At 73.4% G+C, this 20,983-nt stretch carries 20 protein-coding genes; 11 read left to right on the top strand and 9 right to left on the bottom strand.

Features of this window, described 5'->3' with window-relative positions; translation table 11 throughout:
• Window positions 1-12 precede the first annotated feature (12 nt).
• From sufD to AB0J86_RS14010, 6 genes are read left to right on the top strand one after another with little or no spacing between them, the layout of a single operon-like run.
• A complete protein-coding gene (sufD, locus tag AB0J86_RS13985; RefSeq protein WP_363856886.1) occupies window positions 13-1,215 on the top strand; it encodes a Fe-S cluster assembly protein SufD in 1,203 nt (400 codons plus the stop codon).
• Window positions 1,215-1,544, top strand: coding sequence for a non-heme iron oxygenase ferredoxin subunit (locus AB0J86_RS13990; RefSeq protein WP_363856887.1), 330 nt, complete (start codon window positions 1,215-1,217; stop codon window positions 1,542-1,544). Before sufD ends, AB0J86_RS13990 begins: the two co-directional genes overlap by 1 nt.
• On the top strand, window positions 1,541-2,317 hold the full coding sequence (gene sufC / locus AB0J86_RS13995) for a Fe-S cluster assembly ATPase SufC (protein WP_363856889.1): 777 nt from the start codon (window positions 1,541-1,543) through the stop codon (window positions 2,315-2,317). The genes AB0J86_RS13990 and sufC overlap by 4 nt, the downstream gene beginning before the upstream one ends.
• A gap of 24 nt (window positions 2,318-2,341) precedes the next feature.
• The gene (locus AB0J86_RS14000) at window positions 2,342-3,643 is read left to right on the top strand and encodes a cysteine desulfurase (protein WP_363856890.1); all 1,302 of its coding nucleotides are present in this window, start codon (window positions 2,342-2,344) and stop codon (window positions 3,641-3,643) included.
• Entirely contained in the window at window positions 3,643-4,119 is a 477-nt protein-coding gene (gene sufU, locus AB0J86_RS14005; protein WP_363856892.1) for a Fe-S cluster assembly sulfur transfer protein SufU, read from the top strand. Before AB0J86_RS14000 ends, sufU begins: the two co-directional genes overlap by 1 nt.
• Window positions 4,116-4,481: a metal-sulfur cluster assembly factor gene (locus tag AB0J86_RS14010; RefSeq protein WP_363856894.1), complete on the top strand. Its 366-nt coding sequence runs from the start codon at window positions 4,116-4,118 to the stop codon at window positions 4,479-4,481. Before sufU ends, AB0J86_RS14010 begins: the two co-directional genes overlap by 4 nt.
• A gap of 91 nt (window positions 4,482-4,572) precedes the next feature.
• Here AB0J86_RS14010 and AB0J86_RS14015 read toward each other — a convergent pair whose 3' ends face one another.
• A complete protein-coding gene (locus AB0J86_RS14015) occupies window positions 4,573-7,893 on the bottom strand; it encodes a penicillin acylase family protein (RefSeq protein ID WP_363856896.1) in 3,321 nt (1,106 codons plus the stop codon).
• A gap of 188 nt (window positions 7,894-8,081) precedes the next feature.
• Here AB0J86_RS14015 and AB0J86_RS14020 point away from each other — a divergent pair, with 188 nt between their 5' ends.
• The gene (locus AB0J86_RS14020) at window positions 8,082-8,771 is read left to right on the top strand and encodes an acVLRF1 family peptidyl-tRNA hydrolase (protein WP_363856898.1); all 690 of its coding nucleotides are present in this window, start codon (window positions 8,082-8,084) and stop codon (window positions 8,769-8,771) included.
• Window positions 8,772-8,866: 95 nt separating this feature from the next.
• On the opposite strand, the gene AB0J86_RS14025 is transcribed toward AB0J86_RS14020, so the two are convergent.
• On the bottom strand, window positions 8,867-9,661 hold the full coding sequence (locus AB0J86_RS14025) for a hypothetical protein (protein WP_363856899.1): 795 nt from the start codon (window positions 9,659-9,661) through the stop codon (window positions 8,867-8,869).
• A 169-nt stretch (window positions 9,662-9,830) separates the two neighbouring features.
• A complete protein-coding gene (locus tag AB0J86_RS14030) occupies window positions 9,831-10,736 on the bottom strand; it encodes a neutral zinc metallopeptidase (RefSeq protein ID WP_363856901.1) in 906 nt (301 codons plus the stop codon).
• Window positions 10,737-10,982: 246 nt separating this feature from the next.
• Here AB0J86_RS14030 and AB0J86_RS14035 point away from each other — a divergent pair, with 246 nt between their 5' ends.
• The 4 genes from AB0J86_RS14035 to AB0J86_RS14050 all read left to right on the top strand — a co-directional run bounded on the left by AB0J86_RS14035 (window position 10,983) and on the right by AB0J86_RS14050 (window position 16,412).
• Entirely contained in the window at window positions 10,983-12,590 is a 1,608-nt protein-coding gene (locus AB0J86_RS14035) for an ABC-F family ATP-binding cassette domain-containing protein (protein ID WP_363856903.1), read from the top strand.
• 567 nt (window positions 12,591-13,157) lie between these two features.
• Window positions 13,158-13,385, top strand: a complete 228-nt coding sequence (locus AB0J86_RS14040) for a helix-turn-helix domain-containing protein (RefSeq protein ID WP_007462679.1) — start codon at window positions 13,158-13,160, stop codon at window positions 13,383-13,385.
• A gap of 46 nt (window positions 13,386-13,431) precedes the next feature.
• Window positions 13,432-14,196 (top strand): enoyl-CoA hydratase/isomerase family protein, encoded by a 765-nt coding sequence (locus AB0J86_RS14045; RefSeq protein ID WP_363856905.1) that lies wholly within the window; start codon window positions 13,432-13,434, stop codon window positions 14,194-14,196.
• Between the two features lie 233 nt (window positions 14,197-14,429).
• Window positions 14,430-16,412, top strand: coding sequence for an ABC transporter ATP-binding protein (locus AB0J86_RS14050; protein ID WP_363857134.1), 1,983 nt, complete (start codon window positions 14,430-14,432; stop codon window positions 16,410-16,412).
• Window positions 16,413-16,472: 60 nt separating this feature from the next.
• On the opposite strand, the gene mug is transcribed toward AB0J86_RS14050, so the two are convergent.
• The 6 genes from mug to AB0J86_RS14080 all read right to left on the bottom strand — a co-directional run bounded on the left by mug (window position 16,473) and on the right by AB0J86_RS14080 (window position 20,895).
• Entirely contained in the window at window positions 16,473-17,027 is a 555-nt protein-coding gene (mug, locus tag AB0J86_RS14055) for a G/U mismatch-specific DNA glycosylase (protein ID WP_363856907.1), read from the bottom strand.
• 124 nt (window positions 17,028-17,151) lie between these two features.
• Complete coding sequence (locus AB0J86_RS14060; RefSeq protein ID WP_363856909.1) at window positions 17,152-17,913, bottom strand: SDR family oxidoreductase; 762 nt, start codon at window positions 17,911-17,913, stop codon at window positions 17,152-17,154.
• A 34-nt stretch (window positions 17,914-17,947) separates the two neighbouring features.
• Entirely contained in the window at window positions 17,948-18,388 is a 441-nt protein-coding gene (locus tag AB0J86_RS14065) for a hypothetical protein (protein WP_363856911.1), read from the bottom strand.
• Window positions 18,385-19,236, bottom strand: a complete 852-nt coding sequence (locus tag AB0J86_RS14070) for a DUF692 domain-containing protein (RefSeq protein WP_363856913.1) — start codon at window positions 19,234-19,236, stop codon at window positions 18,385-18,387. Before AB0J86_RS14070 ends, AB0J86_RS14065 begins: the two co-directional genes overlap by 4 nt.
• Window positions 19,229-20,155, bottom strand: a complete 927-nt coding sequence (locus AB0J86_RS14075; protein ID WP_363856914.1) for a TIGR04222 domain-containing membrane protein — start codon at window positions 20,153-20,155, stop codon at window positions 19,229-19,231. The genes AB0J86_RS14070 and AB0J86_RS14075 overlap by 8 nt, the downstream gene beginning before the upstream one ends.
• A gap of 155 nt (window positions 20,156-20,310) precedes the next feature.
• Complete coding sequence (locus AB0J86_RS14080; protein WP_363856916.1) at window positions 20,311-20,895, bottom strand: helix-turn-helix domain-containing protein; 585 nt, start codon at window positions 20,893-20,895, stop codon at window positions 20,311-20,313.
• Window positions 20,896-20,983 lie beyond the last annotated feature (88 nt).

The raw sequence follows: 20,983 nt of genomic DNA on the forward strand, positions 1-20,983 counted from the left end.
ACCAAGGAAGAGATGACTACCGAAGCCTTCGCGCCGTCCTCGGCGCCGAGCCTGACCAAGGCGCAGGCCCTGCGCTCGTACGACGCCGCCGACTTCCCGGCCCCGACCGGGCTGGAGGAGGAGTGGCGGTTCACGCCGCTCAAGCGCCTGCGGCCGCTGCTCGACGGCGCCGCGACCGACGAGTCGGCGCACTGGCCGGCGTGGGACGGCTCGCCGCTGCCCGACGGGGTGACCGTCGAGCGGATCCTCGGCGACGACGCCCGCAAGGGCTCGGTGCTGGTCCCGTTCGACCGGATCAGCGCCACCGCCCACGGCCGGTCCGAGGGCATGCTGCTGCTGCGGGTCGACCGCGGCGCGGCGGTGGCGGAGCCGGTCCGGCTCACCCTGCGCGGCGGGCCGGCCGACGTACCGGTCTACGGGCACACCTTCGTCGAGGTCGGTGAGCTGGCCGAGGCGGTGCTCGTACTGGAGCAGACCGGCACCGCGCTGCTGGCCGACAACGTCGAGGTGGCGGTCGGCGACGGCGCCCGGCTGACCCTGGTCACGGTGGCCGACTGGGCGCCCGACGCGGTGCAGGCCCAGCACGTCAAGTTCCGGCTGGGGCGCGACGCCCGGGTCGTGCACGTGCAGGTGGCGCTCGGCGGCGGGCTGGTGCGCCAGTTCACCAGCGTCGACTACACCGGGCGCGGCGGCGAGGCCGAGCTGTACGGGCTCTACTTCGCCGACGCCGGCCAGCACCTGGAGCACCGGCAGCTGGTCGACCACTCGGTGCCGGACTGCCGCAGCTACGTCGGCTACCGGGGGGCGCTCCAGGGCGCCGACGCGCACACGGTCTGGGTCGGCGACGTGCTGATCCGCGCCGAGGCGACCGGCACCGACACGTACGAGATCAACCGGAACCTGGTGCTGACCGACGGGGCGCGGGCGGACTCGGTACCGAACCTGGAGATCGAGACCGGCGAGGTGGCCGGGGCCGGGCACGCGAGCGCGACCGGCCGCTTCGACGACGAGCAGCTCTTCTACCTGATGGCCCGGGGTATCCCGGAGGCCGAGGCGCGCAAGCTGGTGGTCCGGGGCTTCTTCGCCGAGCTGCTGAACAAGATCCCGGTCGAGGAGCTGCGCGACCGCCTCGGCGAGGCGATCGAGGAGCGGCTGGCCCGGGGCGAGGCCGCGACGGTCGCCGACGAGGTGCCGGCGGCGCGGGTGGGCGCCTGATGATCAGAATCTGCTCCGCCGAGGAGGTGGCGAAGGGCACCGCCATCAGCGCCGAGGTCGACGGTACGCCCGTCGCCATCGTGCACGCCGAGGACGACAACTTCTACGCCGTGTACGACGAGTGCTCGCATGCCGAGGTCCCGCTCTCCGAGGGCGAGGTGGACGGCTGCACGCTGGAGTGCTGGTTGCACGGCTCCCGCTTCGACCTGCGTACCGGCGAGCCGACCGGCCTGCCCGCCACCGAACCCGTACCCGTCTACCCCGTCGAGATCCGCGACGGCGACATCTACCTGAGCCTGACGCCGAGTAATGGAGTTACCCCATCATGAGCACCCTGGAGATCCGCAACCTGCAGGTGTCGGTCAAGCTGCCCGAGGGACAGCTCAAGCCGATCCTCGCCGGGGTCGACCTGACCGTGAACTCGGGCGAGACCCACGCCATCATGGGGCCGAACGGGTCGGGCAAGTCGACGCTGGCGTACTCGATCGCCGGTCACCCGAAGTACGAGATCACCGGTGGGTCGGTGACGTTGGACGGCGAGGACGTGCTCTCCATGACCGTGGACGAGCGGGCCCGCGCCGGCCTCTTCCTGGCCATGCAGTACCCGGTCGAGGTGCCGGGCGTCTCGGTCGCCAACTTCCTGCGTACCGCCAAGACCGCCGTCGACGGCGAGGCGCCGAAGCTGCGTACCTGGGCCGGTGAGCTGCGCGGCGCGATGGAGCGGCTCCAGATGGACCCGTCGTTCGCCCAGCGCAACGTCAACGAGGGCTTCTCCGGCGGTGAGAAGAAGCGGCACGAGATCGTGCAGCTCGAACTGCTCAAGCCCAAGGTGGCGATCCTCGACGAGACCGACTCCGGCCTCGACATCGACGCGCTGCGGGTGGTGAGCGAGGGCGTCAACCGGGTCGCGGCCGAAGGCCAGACCGGGCTGCTGCTGATCACGCACTACACCCGCATCCTGCGCTACATCAAGCCGCACTTCGTGCACGTCTTCGTGGGCGGCCGGATCGTCGAGGAGGGCGGCCCGGAGCTGGCCGAGAAGCTCGAAGCCGAGGGCTACGAGCGGTACGTGGCCGCGGCGGCCGGCGCGACCGGCGCCTGATCCGAAGAGAAGAGGCGGCCAGAGATGACCACCATCGCGATTCCCGAGGGCATGCCGCAGTACGACGACGTGCCCCGCTTCGACGTGGCGAAGGTGCGCGCCGACTTCCCGATCCTGGACCGGGAGGTCAACGGCCACCCGCTGGTCTACCTGGACAGCGCCAACACCTCCCAGAAGCCGCGGCAGGTGCTCGACGTGCTGGTCGAGCACTACGAGCGGCACAACGCGAACGTGGCCCGCTCGGTGCACACGCTGGGCACCGAGTCGACCGAGGCGTACGAGGGCGCGCGGGCGAAGGTGGCCGCCTTCGTCAACGCGCCCAGCCCGGACGAGGTGGTCTTCACCAAGAACTCCACCGAGGCGATCAACCTGGTCGCGTACGCGTTCTCGAACGCCACCGCGATCGGCGGGGATCCGCGGTTCCGGCTCGGCCCGGGTGACGAGATCGTCATCTCCGAGATGGAGCACCACTCGAACGTGGTGCCCTGGCAGCTGCTCTGCCAGCGCACCGGGGCGACGCTGCGCTGGTTCAACGTCACCGACAACGGGCGGCTCGACGAGTCGAACCTGGAGGAGCTGGTCAACGAGCGCACCAAGCTCGTCTCGCTGGTGCACATGTCGAACATCCTCGGTACGGTCAACGCCACCTCGCGGATCACCGAGCGGGCGCGCCAGGTCGGCGCGCTGGTGCTCTGGGACTGCTCGCAGTCGGTGCCGCACCTGCCGGTGGACGTGGTCGACCTGGACGCCGACTTCATCGCCTTCACCGGGCACAAGATGTGCGGGCCGACCGGCATCGGGGTGCTCTGGGGCCGGGCCGAGCTGCTGGAGGCGATGCCGCCGGTGCTCGGCGGCGGGTCGATGATCGAGACGGTGACCATGCAGGGCTCGACGTTCGCGCCCCCGCCGGCCCGGTTCGAGGCGGGTACCCCGCCGATCGCCGAGGCGATCGCGCTCGGCGCGGCCGTGGACTACCTCACCGGCATCGGGATGCGGGCCATCCAGTGGCACGAGAAGGAGATCACCACGTACGCCCTGGAGGCGCTCGGTACGGTGCCGGGGCTGCGGATCTACGGTCCGCCGGTACCGGTCGGCCGGGGCGGGACGATCTCCTTCGGGCTCGACGGCGTGCACCCGCACGACGTGGGCCAGATCCTCGACTCGCTGGGCGTGCAGGTGCGCGTCGGCCACCACTGCGCGCGTCCGGTCTGCGTCCGCTTCGGCACGCCGGCGATGACCCGGGCCTCCTTCTACCTCTACACCACTACCGAAGAGGTCGACGCGCTCGTGCGCGGCCTCGACCAGGTGCGGAAGGTGTTCGGCTGATGCAGATCGACCAGCTCTACCAGGAGATCATCCTGGACCACTACAAGCACCCGCACGGGCGAGGGCTGCGCCCGGCCGACGACGACGGCCAGCGGGTCGCCGAGGCGCACCACGTCAACCCGACCTGCGGCGACGAGGTCACCGTGCGGGTCGCGGTGGACGAGGGCGTGCTCGCCGACATCTCGTACGACGGGATGGGGTGTTCGATCAGCCAGGCGTCGGCCAGCGTGCTGCACGAGCTGCTGCGCGGACGGGACGGCGAGTCGGCGTTCGCGGTGCACGAGGCGTTCGTCGAGCTGATGTCCGGGCGTGGCCAGGTCACCCCGGACGAGGACGTGCTGGGCGACGGGGTGGCGTTCGCCGGGGTGGCCCGGTACCCGGCCCGGGTGAAGTGTGCGCTGCTGCCGTGGATGGCGTTCAAGGACGCCGCGGTGCGCGCCGGTGTGGGCGTGAGCCCGGAGGTGAAGGCATCATGAGTACCGAAGAGACCGCGACCGCGCCGGCCGGCCCGAGCAAGGCCACCATCGCCGACATCGAGGAGGCGATGAAGGACGTCGTCGACCCGGAGCTGGGCATCAACGTCGTCGATCTCGGGCTGATCTACGGCGTGCACGTGGACGACGAGAACGTGGCGACCCTCGACATGACGCTGACCTCGGCGGCCTGCCCGCTGACCGACGTCATCGAGGACCAGGCCCGCACCGCCCTGACCACCGGTCCGGGCGGCGGCCTGGTCAACGACATCCGGATCAACTGGGTGTGGCTGCCGCCGTGGGGGCCCGACAAGATCACTGACGAGGGCCGCGACCAGCTCCGGTCGCTGGGCTTCAACGTCTGAGCGCGAGCTTCGACGTCTGAACGCGATCCGCTCCGGTCCGGTCGACCCGCGTCGGCCGGACCGGAGCTGGTGATCGTCCGCCGCCCGGGGCTCACCGGGCGTACAGCTCGAACTCCCAGAGCGAGAAGCCGTACGAGCTGCCCCTGGTCAGCCCCTGCATCCGGGCGTACCGGGCGGTGGTGACGGGGAAGTCCGCCACGTCCGTGCCGCCGTCGCCGGCCGTGGTCGACCAGACCGTACGCCAGCTCGCGCCGTCGTCCGAGACGTCGATCCGGTACGACCGCGCGTACGCCGTCTCCCAGGCCAGCACCGCCCGCCCGACGGGCCGTACCGAGCCGAGGTCCACGGTGATCGACTGGTTGTCCGACCAGGAGCTGGCCCACCGGGTGTCCCGGCGGCCGTCGACGGCCCGCGCCGCCTCGTTGCCGGACTGGTTGCTGGAGGCGCTCACCGGCCGCCCCGCCGCCAGGTTCGACACGTCGTCGCCGCGCCGGGCCGGGAACGAGACCACCTGCTGATAGGTGGGGCGGTTCTGCCAGGCGATGGTGGCGTGCCGGATCCCGCCGAGCGGGGACTGGACGATCGCGTCGGCGCACCACTGGTCCCCGGCCGCGCAGTTGTCGTCGCCGGGGTAGACCTGGGTGGCGGGCTGGGCCGTGGCGGCGCGCAGCGCGTCCAGCAGCAGTGCCCGGCAGGCAGCCAGGCTCCCCTCGCCGCAGTACGTGCGCCCGAGGCCGCCCGCCACCGGCTCGCCGAGCACCGCCCGCAGGTCCTTGTCGACCCAGCCCCACCAGCCGTACTGGAAGGACGAGCCCTTGTGCGACTGGGCCTCGTTCGCCGAGGTCGGCAGCGAGGAGAGGTCGCCGCGCTGGTGCCCGGAGGGCGACTCGTTGACCTGCAGCGTGTCGACCAGCGCCTGGTACAGCCCGTCGCCCAGCGGCGCCTTGAACTGGGCGCGGACCAGCAGCGGCCACCACGCGTCGAAGATGCGGATCGCCTCGGCGTGCTGGTACGTCCGGCTGCCGCTGGCGGTCTCCACCCGCAGCGCCCCGGCCTGCCGCCACGCCCGTAGCCTGCCGATGGCGTCGCGGAGCCCGGCGTCGGTGACCGGCTGGCTCTCCAGCACCCGCAGCAGCTCGTCGAGGACCTCGACGCCGCGCAGGTCGGTCAGCCCGGCCCGCTGCACGAGGCTGGTCAGCGTCGCCCGGTCGAGCTTCTGCCCGGCCTGCACGGCCGCCCGCAGCGGCTTGTCGAGCAGGTCGCCCCGGTGCACCGCGCCGAAGCTGAAGTTGCCGTCGGCCGCGCCGAAGTCCTTGGCCTGCTTGTTGTTCCAGCTGACGTAGTAGTCCTGGTTCACCGAGTTCGGGTGGGCGGCGGCCGGGGCGTACTCGGCCCGGTTGGTCTCCGGCTGGTAGCCCTGCCACTCGTACGCGGGCTCGGCCTTCGTCGGCAGGTTCGGGTTCGCCCCGGCCGGGCGGATCGGGTTGAGCCCGGAGTTGAAGTACGCGGACTCGGTGGAGTTGACGTAGAACCAGTTGAACGCGTACTCGACCTGGTTCGCGGCGTCGAGGAACGCGGCGGCGCTGCCCATCGCGGCCGGGTCGTTGAAGAGCTGGAAGCCGATGGCCGAGTCCGCCTCGTGTCGGTACGTCGAGCGGAGCTGCGCGAAGGCGTACGGCCGCCCGCCGACCGTGCCGCGCCAGGCGACCAGGCCCAGCCTGGTACGCCACGCGACGATCCGGTACGACCCGGCCGGCGTGCCGTCGGCGGTGGTCGGCTTCCAGGAGTTGACGTGGGACAGCTCCTCCATCGCCAGGCACTGCCCACGGTAGAGGTACCGGTTGCTGGCCAGGGTGGGTGCGCTGCCGTCGGTGGTGCAGAGCGGCAGCGCGTAGGTGTCGGTGATGTCGTGGGTGGAGGAGGTGGCGCTCCAGGCGTAGTCGCGTCCCCGCCCGAGCAGCACGTACAGGTTCACCCCGGCGAACGCCGCTCCGCGGGCGCTGATCCCCGGACCCTGCAACTCCTGCACCATCAGCAGCTGCGGGGCGAAGTAGCCGGTCTGCGGCCCGAAGACCGCGACCGGGTGCCCGGTGGCGGAGTGCGCGGCGGAGACGACGGCCGCGTTCGACATGCCCCGGTTGGCCGGCGTGATGGTCAGCCCGGCCAGCGCGGCGGCCAGCTCCGACCCGCCGCCAGCGGCGCCCGGCGCGGCCGGACCCGTGCCGCCGGCCGCCGCGGCGGTGCTGGCGGCCGAACCGGTCTGGTCGGTGACCACCGGCTCCACCCGGGCGCTGCCGGCGTCCGGCAGCACCACGCTCGGCGCGTCGGCGGCGGCCGAGCCGTACGGGAAGCTCTGCCCGTCGTGCAGGGTCAGCACCGCCTCGGGGTCGTTCTGGCCCCGGAACGCCGCCCAGATTCGGTCGCCCTCGACCGTGCCGTACCGCGCCCGGGCCGCGATGCGGACCAGCGCGGACTGCATCTCGTTGCCCCCGCCCCCGCCGAACAGCCCGCCGACCACCCCGGCGATGGCGATCAGGTCGGTCAGCTGGAACGGTTCCGGCCCGCCGGCGTTGGTGATCGCGTCGAGGTGGCCGGTGAGCACGTACTCGCCGGGGCAGTTGCGCCGGGCCATGCAGTCCCGGATGTACGCGTTGATGCCGGCGATGTACTCCTGCACGTCGGCGTAGAGCTGCTCGCCCCGCGCACCCCGCTGGCGCAGCGCCTGCACCTGGGCCTGAAGGTCCGACTCCAGGTACGGCGAGTTGCGCCAGACGCTCTGCTCCAGCGCCCGGTTGCCCGGGGCGCCGCCGGCGAAGGAGGTCAGCGTGCCGCGCCCGACGTGGCGCAGCAGGTCCATGGTGAAGAGCCGGTCCTCGGCGCCCACGTAGCCCGCGCCGTACATCGTGCCGCCCCGGGTGGTGCCGGTGACGTGCGGAATCCCGGTGGCCCGGTCGCGGACCACGGTGACGTCCGAGCGGGGGGAGTAGGTGCGCTCGGCCTGGCCCGGCGGCACGCCGAACGACGCGTCGTTGAAGAACGCGCCGATCTGGTCCTCGCGCAGCCCGGCGTAGCCGTAGACCAGGTTCGCGTACCGGCCGAGCTGGTCGCCCGAGTGCGCCGGCAGGACGCCCAGCGCCTGGTTGGCGAGGATCTCGACGAGGGTCGCGTTGCCGTTCTGCCCGGGCGGCAGGATGTCGGCGCACTCGCCGAGGCAGTAGTCCTCCGCGGCGAACGTACCGGCGGCGGAGGCGCCCGCCCGGACCGGCGGTGCGGGCCAGGCGACGAGGACGAGGGCCGCGGCGGTGACGGCGGCGGTCGCCCCGGCCGCGAGACGCCGGAGGCCGAGGGCGGGCCGGGACGGGAGCGCACCGCGCCGGAAGAGGCCACGCCGGGCGGGGACGGGTCGAGACATCTGCTCCTCCGGACGGTTGGGGGTGACCGGTACATGAGGAACTCTCGGTTAACGGATGGTAATTGCTCATCGACGAGCTTGAAAAGAGCCGCCGCCGCTGCGGCCGGTCCGGTTCGAGCGGCCCGCCGCGCCGCCGCCCCGCCGCGCCCCCGCCGCCGCCCCGCCGCGCTGGCCGGTACCGTCGGGCCATGAACAGCCGACCCGCGGCCGGCGGCGGCCGGTGGGTGGACGTCGACCCGACCCGCCTGACCCGCTGGATCGACAACTTCGCCACCCGGCACGGCGCGCCCCGGGTCGCCGTCGAGCCGTACGGGCCACTGCTCGTCGCCCCCGACGGCGCCACGGCCCAGCTGCACGCCCCGCCGGGCGCGCCCCCCGCCGACGACCTGCCCGCGTTCCTGGCCAACGCCGCCGCGTACCGCCGGATCGGCCTGCTGCTGGCGCGCAAGAACGCGGTCGCGGTCGGCATCGCCGAGGGCCCCGAACTGGTGACCTCCAAGGTGGAGACCAGCTACGTGCAGGGGCGTACGGCCGCCGGCGGCTGGTCGCAGCAGCGCTTCGCCCGCCGCCGCGAGAACCAGGCCAAGGCGGCGCTCTCCGACGCGGGGGAGCTGGTCGTCCGGCTGCTGCTGCCCGAGGCCGGCACGTTCGCGGCCGTGGTGACCGGCGGCGACCGGCGCGCGATCGACACGATCCTCGCCGACCGGCGGTTGGCCCCGCTGACCCGGCTGCGGGCCGAGCGCCTGCTGGACGTGCCCGAGCCGCGCCGGGCCGTACTGGTCGAGGCGGTCGCCGCCGCCCGCGCCGTGCGCGTCCTGGTCCGCGACCCGCTGCCCGCGGCGCCGTCCCCCGACGACCCCGCCGCGCCCGGCCGGTAGGCCGCCCGGCCCCTCGCGTGTTCACCGGCTCGGGTCCTGGGTGCTCGCCGGCCCGGCGATCCGGCCCTCCCTGGGATGCTCGCCGGCCCGGGTCCTCAGCCGCCCGGGCGCTCGATCCGCCCCGCCGCGCCGAGGGAGAGCGTCCGGAGGTGGTCGAGCACGGCGATCTCGCCGTGCCCGGAGGCGGCGTCGACGAAGGCCGGTACCGCCCGGCGCAGCTGCCCGTTGTCGGGCGCGAGCCGGTGTACCGGCGTCACCGCGACGACCGGCGGCGTCGTGCCCGCCTGCCCGTGGGCGGCCAGCTTGTGGTGCCCGTCGAGCAGGTACCCGACGAAGCCGCCGGGCGGGAAGAGCGCGACCACCGCGGGCCGGCGACCCCGGGCGATCAGGTCGCGGTAGTGCGCCACCCGGTCGCGGTCCCGGGGCGGCCACTCGTCCGTCGCCACCAGGGCGATCTCCTCGTCCGGCCCGCCCCAGTAGGGGTCGAAGTACCAGACGCGGTGGCCCGGCCGCCGGAACCCGACCGGGTACGCCCCGTGCGGCTCCCGCACGGTCAGCAGGTACCGCCCGGCGCGCAGCAGCCGCAGCAGCGGTCCGAGTACGGCCGGCAGTGCGGGGTCCGCGCCGCCGTGCCGTACCAGGTCGTCCAGCTCGGCCGAGCCGGTCCACTCCGCGAGCGCCTTCACCTCGGCGGAGCCCTGCGCGCCGGCCCGTACGAACAACCAGGAGTAGTTCGCCGGATCGCCGTCCAGCAGCACCGGCTCGCCGGCGAGCGAGAGCATGCCGGCGACGTCGTCGCCGACCAGCTCGATCATGCCGGCGCCGTCCGGCACGTCGACGGTGACGGCCGGCGGTTCAGGCCGTCGCCGGATCGGTCGTCTCCCGCCCACCACGCCTCCGCCCGCCCGGTCGCGGCGCCCGACGGTGGCCGGCCGCCCGTGCCCCGCCAGGCTACCGGCCGACCGCCTACCGCCCGCCCCGGCCGACCGCCCGGCTACCGCTCGGACCGGCCGGCTGTCGCCCGGCCCTCGACCGTCGGCCGGCTACCGCCCGACCGCGTCAGAGCGCGTTGCCGAAGGTGTCGCAGGACTTCGGGTCGCCGCTGTCGTAGCCGCGCCGGAACCACTGCTGCCGCTGCTCGGAGGTGCCGTGGGTGAACTGCGACTCGTCCACCCGGCCGCCGGACTTCTTCTGGATGGTGTCGTCCCCGATCGCCGCGGCGGTGTCCAGCCCCTCCTGGATGTCCCGGTCGGTGATGCTCTTGAAGATCTTCTGTCCCTTGGCGTCCGAGGTGCCGGTCGCGTTGCGGGCCCAGGCGCCCGCGTAGCAGTCGGCCTGCAGTTCGAGCCGGACGGAGAGCTGGTTGGCGTTGTCCGGGTCGCGCTGCTGCTGGCGGCGCATCTGCGCCTCGGTGCCGACCAGGTCCTGCACGTGGTGCCCGTACTCGTGCGCCAACACGTACGGCTGGGCGAACTCGCCGGGTGCGCCGAACTCGTCGGCGAGCTGCTGGTAGAAGGTCAGGTCGATGTAGACGTGGTCGTCCTCCGGGCAGTAGAACGGCCCCACCCCGGAGTCGGCCTGCCCGCAGCCGGTGCTGACCGCCTGGCTGAACAGCACGGTGTCCGCCTCCCGGTACGGCTTGCCGAAGTGCTGCGGCATCGCCTGCTGCCAGTACGCCTGGATGGAGTTGACGTAGAGGGTGTTGCGGCAGTCGAGCTTGCGCAGCGCGTCGTCGGCCGAGCACTCCCGCTCGATGGAGGTGTTGTCCCCCTGCTGGCCACCGCCGTCGCCACCGGTCATGGCGTTGAGGCCGAACCCGCCGCCGACCAGCGCCACCAGTACGGCGATGGCGAGCCCGACCAGGCCCCCGCCGCCGATCGGCAGACCGAATCCGCCGCCCCCACCGGACCCACGCCGGTCCTCCACCTGACTGGTGTCGATCTGCGCGTCCTCGTTGAGCTCCATCACGACCCCGATCGCCGATTCGTCCCTGTCTTGTCCCGTCTGTCGCCGGATGACGTCCGGACGGTGTTTCCGGTACCCCATGATCTTGATTGGTAATCCGGCTGACCGGGTGCCCGTATGCTCGGTACTATGGACGGCGTGAAGCTCTGCGAAGGCTGAACCGCCGCAGCCGACGGGAAGGTTCGACCCCGTCGGCTCGTTTTTGTGCCTGAGTCAGCCTTCGACCCCGAGAGCGAGTTCCCTTAGATGATCACCGCCACTGGCCTGGAATTGCGGGCGGGTGCCCGGATCCTGCTGTCCGACACCACGCTGCGGGTCCAGCCCGGCGACCGGATCGGCCTGGTCGGGCGCAACGGCGCCGGCAAGACCACGACGCTGAAGGTGCTGGCCGGCGAGGGCCAGCCCTACGCCGGCGAGATCGACCGGCGTAGCGCCATCGGCTACCTGCCGCAGGACCCGCGCACCGGCGACCTGGAGGTCACCGGGCGCGACCGGGTGCTCTCCGCGCGCGGCCTCGACGTGCTGATGGCGCAGATGAAGGAGCTGGAGGCCAAGCTGGCGGAGGGTGGCGACAACGAGCGCCTGGTCCGCCGGTACGGGGCGCTGGAGGACCAGTTCGCCTCGCTCGGCGGGTACGCCGCCGAGGCCGAGGCCGCCCGGATCTGCGCCAACCTCGGCCTGCCCGAGCGTGCCCTCGCGCAGACGATCGGCACCCTCTCCGGCGGCCAGCGCCGCCGGATCGAGCTGGCCCGGATCCTGTTCCGCGACGCCGGCGAGAACGGTGGCGGCATCCTGCTGCTCGACGAGCCGACCAACCACCTCGACGCCGACTCGATCACCTGGCTGCGGGGCTTCCTGGCGAACCACAAGGGCGGCCTGATCGTGATCTCCCACGACGCGTCGCTGTTGGAGGCCGTGGTCAACAAGGTCTGGTTCCTGGACGCCACCCGCTCGGTGGTGGACGTCTACAACCTGGGCTGGAAGGCGTACCTGGAGGCGCGGGAGACCGACGAGCGGCGTCGCCGCCGGGAGCGGGCCAACGCCGAGAAGAAGGCCGGCGCACTGATGGCGCAGGCGGACAAGATGCGGGCCAAGGCGACCAAGACCGTCGCCGCGCAGAACATGGCCCGCCGGGCCGAGAAGCTGCTCTCCGGCCTGGAGGAGGTGCGCGTCGCCGACCGGGTGGCGAAGGTGCGCTTCCCCACCCCGGCGCCGTGCGGCAAGACCCCGCTCACCGCCAGCGGCCTGTCCAAGTCGTACGGGTCCCTGGAGATCTTCGCCGACGTCGACGTGGCGGTGGACCGGGGCTCCCGGGTGGCGATCCTCGGGCTGAACGGCGCCGGCAAGACCACCCTGCTGCGGATCCTCGGCGGCCTGCTGCCCGCCGACACCGGCGAGGTACGCCCGGGTCACGGGCTGCGGCTCGGCTACTACGCCCAGGAGCACGAGACCCTCGAAGTGGACCGGACGATCCTGGAGCACATGCGCAGCGCGGCGCCGGATCAGACCGACACCGACCTTCGCAAGATCCTCGGCGCGTTCCTCTTCTCCGGCGAGGACGTCGACAAGCCCGCCGGGGTGCTCTCCGGTGGCGAGAAGACCCGGCTGGCGCTGGCCACCCTGGTCTGTTCGGGCGCGAACGTGCTGCTGCTCGACGAACCGACGAACAACCTCGACCCGGTCAGCCGCGAGCAGGTGCTCGACGCCATCGCCCGCTACCCGGGCGCCATCGTCCTGGTCACCCACGACCCGGGCGCGGTGCAGGCCCTCAAGCCCGACCGGGCCATCCTGCTGCCCGACGGCGACGAGGACGCCTGGAGCGACGACCTGCTCGAACTGGTCGAGCTGGCCTGAGCCGGGGCGCCGCCACGGCCCCGCAGCAACGGTCCGAGGAAGTCGCCGCGCCCGTGGGTCGTCGACCACCGTCGGCACCGGGAACCGCCCTCGGGCGGTCACCGGGGCGACGGCGGCCGGCCGGACCGGGTCGGTGCCGGGCGGGCGCGCCCCGACGAGGCTGGTCGCCACGGGACCGTACGCACCAGCGCACGTCGGCGCCGCCGTACCGGTGGCTACCCGCGGCGACAATCCGCCCCGGTCGCGGCGGTCCGGTCCGGGCGGAGATGAACGGCCCCGCCAGCGCGATGATGGCGTCGATTTCGGTACCGGCAAAGACGATTGCCGCTGCGACAACGTTGCCAAGCCGGCCCGGCTTCCGGGGCCCAGTACGCTGCGGTTCCGGACGGTTGGAAGTGTGGTCTACAGTGGGAGTTTTTCGCGCACCTTTGCGCAATCACCTATCGGGAAATTGACAATGCTGTGCGTGTCGGTTGGCGAAGAGTTGATATCTGGCGCATGATCGTTCGAGGCGGTCTAATAGGTGGGACCGTATCGAACCGCACAGCTGGGACGTGAGGAATCAACATGGCAGCCACCGGCACAGCCACCAGCACCGAGAAGGGTCGCCGGATCGTCGGAGCCGAGCGCCAGACGCTCGCGAAAGACCTGGTCAAGCGCTACACGTCCGGCGAGAGCATTCGTGCCCTGGCGGCCTCGACCGGCCGTTCCTACGGGTTCATCCACCGGGTGCTCACGGAGTCCGGCGTACAGCTGCGCCAGCGCGGCGGTGCGCGCCGCCGCAAGAAGGCGTGAGGGACTCATTCGCCACGGCCGTACCCGCCCGATACCGGGACTTCCGGTGACCACGGACGGCGGTGTGCGGCTGGATTGCACGGGGCCGGTGGCAACTGTCACGTTGTCCCGGCCCGACGTGCTCAATGCGCAGACGCCGGCGATGTGGCGGGCCTTGCGCGAGTTCTCCCGCGACCTGCCCGCGGAGGTGCGGGTCGTGGTGGTACGCGGCGCGGGACGGGCCTTCTCGGCCGGTCTGGACCGGTCGATCGCGACCGGGTCCGGCCCCGACACGTTCGGTGAGCTGACCGCGCTCGCGCCCGAGGAGGCCGCCGCGCGCATCGCGGAGTTCCAGGAGGCGTTCACCTGGCTGCACCGGCCGGACCTGATCTCGGTCGCGGCGGTGCAGGGGCACGCCATCGGGGCCGGCTTCCAACTCGCGCTCGCCTGCGACCTCCGGGTACTGGCCGAGGACGCCAGTCTCTCGATGGCCGAGGTGACACTGGGGCTGGTGCCCGACCTGGCCGGCACGAAGCGCCTCGTCGACCTGGTCGGCTACGCCCGCGCGCTGGAGATCTGCGTCACCGGGCGGCGCCTGGACGCCGCCGAGGCGCACCGGCTCGGGCTCGCCACGCTCGTCGTACCCCCAAACCAGCTCGACGACGCGGTGCGCGACCTGACCGGGGCAGTGCTCGCCGGGGACCGCAATGCCGTGATCGAGATCAAGGCGTTGCTGGCCGGCGCGGCCGGCCGGTCGGCGGCCGACCAGCAGCGGGCCGAGCGAGAGGCGCAGACCCGGCGGCTGCGCGACCTCGCGGGCGTCGGCGAATAGCCCCTCCCGGGGCGGTCGGACGGGTCCGGGCTGGCCGTCGACGCCGACCGGTAAGGAGCATTCGGGGAACAAGACAGTTACCTCGCGAGTTGTCGTAGGCGTCGGAGAGACTGGTCGTCGACCAGTGGTCCCGTGCGCCGCGGTGGCGGCGGATCGGTAGATCAGGTCCGAGCCCGCCGCGCGGCGGTGTAGACCGGACGAAAACGGCACGGAGGTGGCGGGTGACCAACCCGATGGCCGGCGGTATGGCCAGCTGGAGCATGCTGCGCTCGATGCGCAGCCGCGACGACGTCAAGGGTCGCCGGGTCAGCCGGGCCACGGCCAACCGCATCGTCGCGTTCGCCCGCCCGTATCGGCGCGACATCGTGGTCTTCCTGATCACCGTGGTCCTCTCGGCCGTGATCGGCGTCGCCACGCCGGTGCTCGCCGGTGACGTGGTCAACGCGATCAGCCGGGGCGGCAACTCGGCCGGGGCCGTCGTGGTCCGGCTGGCACTGCTGATCGCGGCGCTGGCGGTCGTCGACGCGCTCTTCTCGCTGGCCCAGCGGTGGTACTCGGCGCGGATCGGGGAGGGGATCATCCTCGACCTGCGGACCAGGGTCTACGACCACGTGCAGCGCATGCCGCTGCAGTTCTTCACCCGGACCCAGACCGGCGCGCTGGTGAGCCGCCTCAACAACGACGTGCTCGGCGCCCAGCGGGCCTTCACCTCCACCCTCTCCGGGGTGGTCAGCAACGTCATCCAGCTGGTCCTCACCGCGGCGGTGATGTTCAGCCTCTCCTGGCAGATCACCGTGCTGTCGCTGATCCTGCTGCCGATCTTCATCATCCCGGCCCGCCGCGTCGGGCGCCGGCTCGCCGAGATCACCCGTGAGTCGTACGACCTGGACGCGAAGATGAACGCGACCATGACCGAGCGGTTCAACGTGGCCGGGGCGCTGCTGGTCAAGCTCTTCGGCCGGCCCGACGTCGAGGCGCGGCGCTTCGGCGAGCGGGCCGAGCGGGTCCGCGACATCGGCATCCAGTCCGCGATGTTCTCGCGTACGTTCTTCGTGGCGATGCTGCTGGTCGCCTCCCTGGCCCAGGCGCTCACGTACGGGCTGGGCGGCTGGCTGGCCGTGCGCGGCGCCGTCAGCGCCGGTACCGTCGTCACCCTCGCGCTGCTGCTCACCCGCCTCTACGGGCCGCTCACCGCGCTCTCCAACGTCCGCGTCGACGTGATGAGCGCGCTGGTCTCCTTCGACCGGGTCTTCGAGGTGCTCGACCTCACCCCGTCCATCGCCGAGAAGCCGGACGCCGTACCGGTGCCGCGCGGCTCGGGCCGGCTGGAGTTCCGCGACGTGCGGTTCCGCTACCCGAGCGCGGCCGAGGTCTCGCTCGCCTCGCTGGAGGATGTGGCCACGCTGGACCGCACCGCCCCCGAGCCCGTGCTGCGCGGCGTCTCCTTCGCGGTCGAGCCCGGCCAGATGGTGGCGCTGGTCGGACCGTCCGGTGCCGGCAAGTCCACCACCTCGATGCTGATCTCCCGGATCTACGACGTCACCGACGGCGCCGTGCTGGTCGGCGGGGTGGACGTCCGCGACGCCACCCTCGACTCGCTGCGCGACGAGATCGGCGTGGTCACCCAGGACTCGCACTTGTTCCACGAGACCATCGCCGAGAACCTGCGCTACGCCAAGCCGGACGCCACCGACGACGAACTCTGGGCGGCCCTGCGCGGCGCCCAGGTGGCCGACCTCGTCGAGGCGCTGCCCGACGGGTTGCAGACCGTGGTCGGCGAGCGCGGCTACCGCTTCTCCGGCGGCGAGAAGCAGCGCATCGCCATCGCCCGGCTGCTGCTCAAGGCCCCGTCCATCGTGATCCTCGACGAGGCGACCGCGCACCTGGACTCCGAGTCCGAGGCCGCCGTGCAGCGGGCGCTCTCGGTCGCCCTCGCGGGGCGTACGGCCCTGGTCATCGCGCACCGCCTCTCCACCGTGCGGGACGCCGACCAGATCCTGGTGCTCGACGGCGGGCGGATCGTGGAGCGGGGACGGCACGAGGAACTCGTGGCGGTCGGTGGCCTCTACGCCGAGCTGTACCGCACCCAGTTCGCGGTCGCCGACTCGCCGGCCCCGTACGCCGACGCGACCGGCCCCGAGCCGGTGGTCACCACCCTGCCGCTGCGCGACTACGTCGCCGACGACGCCCTGCCGCCGGCCCCCGCCCCGAACTGAGCGGGTGCCCGAGCAGGCCCGCCAGCCTTCGCGGCGACACCCGCCGAGCCCGCCGGCGGCTCAGGGCGCGTCCGGTACCGCCGCCGCGGCCCGCAGCTCGGCGAAGGCCGCCGCCAGCGTGTCCGGCGTGTAGTGGGCGTTGAGGCCGCTCGGGTTCGGCAGCACCCACACCCGCGCGGGCCCGAGCCGCTCCGGCTGCCGGCCGAAGCCGGCCTTCGGCCGCGCGAACGCGATCCGGTACGCGGTCACCCCGACCACCGCCACCCAGCTCGGGCGGTACCGCTCGGCCTTCTCCGCCAGCACCCGCGCCCCGGCCACCAGCTCGGCCGCGGTGAGCTCGTCGGCCCGCGCGGTGGCCCGCTCGACCAGGTTGGTGATCCCCAGGCCGTACCGGAGCAGTTCCTCCTGCTCCTCCGGCGGCACCTGCCGGGGCGTGAAGCCGCCGCGGTGCAGCGCCGGCCAGAAGCGGTTGCCGGGGCGGGCGAAGTGCCGTCCGGTCGCGCCCGAGTAGAGGCCCGGGTTGATCCCACAGAAGAGCACCCGCAACCCCGGCGCGATCAGGTCCGGGATCGTCGTTCCGGCCGCCGCCGCCACCTGGTCCCGGGTCGGTCGCACGGTCCGACCCTACCCAGCCCTCGGCGTACGCCGGCACCGGCCGGCGCGCGCCCGCCTCCCTGGGCGGCGCGAGCGGGAGCGCCGAGCACGGGCGGGTCTGTCTTCGCGCGTGGCGCGAGCGGGCTCAGAGCGCGCGCAGCGCGCCGCCGTCGACCGGCAGGGTCAGGCCGGTCAGGTAGCTCGCGGCCGGCGAGAGGACGAACGCGGCGACCCGCCCGAACTCGGCCGGATCGCCCAGCCGCCCCAGCGGGATCAGCGCCTCGGCCTGGGCCCGGGCCCGCTCCGGGTCGCCCGAGGCGGCGAACAGCTCCCGGTTCCGGTCGGTGAGGATCCGGCCCGGCAGCAGCCCGACGAACCGTACGCCCCGCGGGCCGAACTCGTCGGACATGTCCTTGGCCACTCCGACCAGGCCGGGGCGCAGCCCGTTGGAGATGCCGAGCCCCGTCAGCGGGGAACGGGCCGAGGAGGAGAGCACCAGGGCGATCGCGCCGCCCTCCGGCAGCGCCGCGGCGACCGTACGGGCGAGCCGCACCGAGCCCAGGAAGACCGTCTCGAACGACTCGCGCCACTGCTCGTCGCTGACCTGCGCGGCGGTGCCCAGCGGCGGCCCGCCGACCGAGACGAGCGCGCCGTCGAGCCGCCCGAACCGGTCCCGGGCCAGGTCGACCAGGCGCTGGGCCGTCTCCGGCCGGGCCAGGTCGGCCGGTACGCCGATCGCCCGCTCCGGACCGCCGAGCCGCGCCGCGGCCGACTCGACCCGCTCCGCGTCGCGCGCGGAGAGCACCACCCGGGCGCCCTCGGCCACCAGCGCCTCGGCGGTGGCGAAACCCAGCCCGCGGGAGGCTCCGGTCAGGACGAAGACGCGATCGGCGAGTCCGAGATCCATGAGCAGAGATCTTGCCGTACCCGATGGTCGGCCGCTACCCGCGGTCGGCGCCGAGCAGCCACACCCGGCCGGCGACCTGGACCGCGTACGCCCGGCCCACCCGTCGTACGGCCGGCAGCCGGCGCGGGCGGGGCGGCCGGTTCCCGTCGTAACGCCAGCGGACCTCGCGGAGCGCGAGTTCCCGCGCGGCCGGCACCGGCAGCGGTCCGCGCGCCGCGAGCGACCGGGCCAGGTCCCACCCGTCGCGAAGCGAGCCCCCCGTCGGCCGGCGCGCGGCCCACTCGGCGAAGGTGCCGCCCCAGTCGGGGCCGAGGCCGGCGGCGAGCAGCGGCCAGTGCCGGGCCACGTCGCCGGCCCGCTTGCGCAGCAACGCCTGCCGGGCCGCGCCGACCAGCCGGTCGTCGAAGCCCTCCGGTACGGCGGCGCCGGCCACCAGCGCCGCCACCAGTTCCGCCTGTCGGCTCGCGTAGCTCATGTGATCGACGGGTGGCCGGCGGCGGTGGCGATGGCGTCCAGTTCGGCCCGGAGCGCCGCGGCGGGCGGGTAGTGGCCGTCGCGTTCGAGCAGGACCGACGGCGGGCGGTGCCGGGCGGAGAGCTCCCCAAGCAGGTCGAGCACCGCGGGCGGTACCGGGTCGGTGTGCGTGTCGTGGTAGAGGCCGCCGTGCTCGGCGCCGCCCGCAACGTGCACGTAGGCGATCCGCTCCAGCGGCAGCCGGTCCAGCAGGTCGAGCGGGTCGCCGCCACGGTTGCGGGCGTTGGCGAAGACGTTGGCGACGTCCAGGAGCAGCAGCGCCTCGCTGCGCTCCAGGATCTCGGTGAGGAACTGCGCCTCGTCCAGCTCGTCGTCCGGCCAGTCGAAGAGCGCCGCGATCGGTTCGAGCGCGATGGGCACGCCCAGCGCCGCCCGGGTACGGCCGACGTTGGCGACGACCGCGTCGACCGCCTCCCGGGTGCGCGGGATCGGCAGCAGGTGCCCGGCCTCCAGCCCGCCCGCCCGGACGAAGGCGATGTGCTCGCTGACCAGCGGCGCGTCGAGCGCCTCGGCCACCCGGGCGAGGTGGGCGACGCGTTCCGGCTCGACGGGATCGGCGCCGCCGAGGGAGAGCCGCACCCCGTGCGGTACGACCGCCACGCCGCGCCCGCGCAGCTCGGCGAGCGGCGCGGGTACCGGACCCTCGGCGGTCAGCGTCTCGGCGACGACCTCGACGAACCGTATGCCGGGCAGGTCGGCGACGAAGCCCGAGATCTCGGGGCGCCAACCGATGCCGACCCCGTAACCGGGAACCTCCGCCGGTGGTCGGGGTTCCGTACGCTCAGCCACCGCAGCCACCACCGCAGCCGCCGCCACCGCAGCCACCACCACCGCCGCCGCACGAGCTGCCGGCGCCGCAGCCGCCGCCGCTGGAACCGCCGCCGGAGCCGCCGGCCGCAACGGAACCGTAGACCATGCCGGTCGGCACCTCGGCCTCCTCCGCGAAGGCCGGGTCGAAGGCCCAGAGCACGGCACCGCCGAAGAGCGCGACGCCCATGGCGGCGGCCACCGGACCGTACGTCTGGTAGGCCGGGTTGACGGCGGGGGAGAGGTGCGGGTTCCGGTTGCGCAGGGTCCGGATCGCGGCGCGGGCCGCCCGGGTGTGTCGCGGCACCACCGCGAACAGGACCACGGCGAGCACCGAGTTGAGGATGATCAGGAAAATGAGGCCGACGACCGGCTTGTCGTTGGCGAGCCCGGCCGCGAGCCGCAGCAGCCCGAGCCCGTCGAGCGCGAACATGAGCAGCGGCAGGTACCGCGCCTGCCGGCGGTGTGCGGCGGTGGGGACGAGCCGGGCCCGCTCCAGCCCTTCGCGCAGCCGGGTGAGGGCGGCGGCCACCGACGGTTCCGAGGCCAGGGCGCCGGGCCGGACGCCGTTCCCGGCGGCGCCGTAGACCGCCCGGTCCAGCGGCGTCCCGTCCTCGGGGAGCGTTCCGGAGACGGCCAGGGTGCGGTCCGGGGAGACGGTCACGGCCCCGGCGCCGCGCAGCCCGCCGAGCGAGGTGTAGAGGGCCAGTCGCTCGCCGCCGTTGAGGTAGGCGACCTGTTGCGGACCCAGCTCCTCCGGCCGGCGCGAGCGGCCGGCGAAGAGGTACGCGCGGTGCGCCACCGCGGCCAGCAGCAGTACGCAGACGGCCGCGAAATAGAAGGCGAGGAAGGCGGGCCCCGAGATGCCCCAGGTGTCGTCCGCTGCCGCGATCACCATCATGGTTGGCTCCTGTCCACAGCACCGATGCGGGCGGACCTCATTGTGGGACAGCGACGCCAGTCACCGCCGCCCCGCCGCAAGCGGCGGCCGTCGGCGGCGACGGTCGGTTCGGGCCGTCAGCGGCGGTGGTCGGCCCGCGCCGTCAGGGGCGCCGGTCAGCGCTTGGCGGCGGGGCGGCGTACCGCCTCCTCGACCAGGTCGAGCACCGGACCGAGGTCGCCCGCCGGGCGGCCCATCGCCAGGTGCAGCACGAGGCCGTCGTAGGCCAGCTCCAGGAACTGGGCGAGCACGTCGATCGGTACGTCGTCGCGGAGCACCCCGGCGTCGCGCTGGCGGATCAGGCGTTCCCGGGTCGCCTCGGCGATGGCGGCCGAGCGTTGGGCCCACCGCTGGGCGAAGGCGGGATCGGTGCGCAGCCGCCGAGAGACCTCGAGCTGGCTGCCGAGCCAGCCGGCGGTGTCCGGCGACATCGCCCGGTCGAGCAGGTCCCGCATCACCTGGACCAGGCCGTTGCGGGCGACGGTCTCGACCATCGCCACGGCGTCGTCCTCGGCGACGGCGAGGAAGAGCGAGTCCTTGTCGCGGAAGTGGTGGAAGATGGCGCCCCGGGAGAGCCCGGTCGCCTGCTCCAGCCGCCGCACCGTGGCACCCTCGTAGCCGTGGCGGGCGAAGCAGGCCCGCGCCGCGCCGAGGATCTCCTGTCGGCGGGCTTCGAGCTGGTCCTGGCTTACTCTGGGCACTGATCAATCGTCCCAGGTACGGCCACGAGCTGCAAACCGTACGTACGGCTTGGTTCCGCACCGACCCGGCGGCCCGGTTTAGGATCAC

The sequence above is a fragment of the Micromonospora sp. NPDC049559 genome (assembly GCF_040676675.1).
In the GTDB taxonomy this organism is placed as follows: domain Bacteria; phylum Actinomycetota; class Actinomycetes; order Mycobacteriales; family Micromonosporaceae; genus JBFAPK01.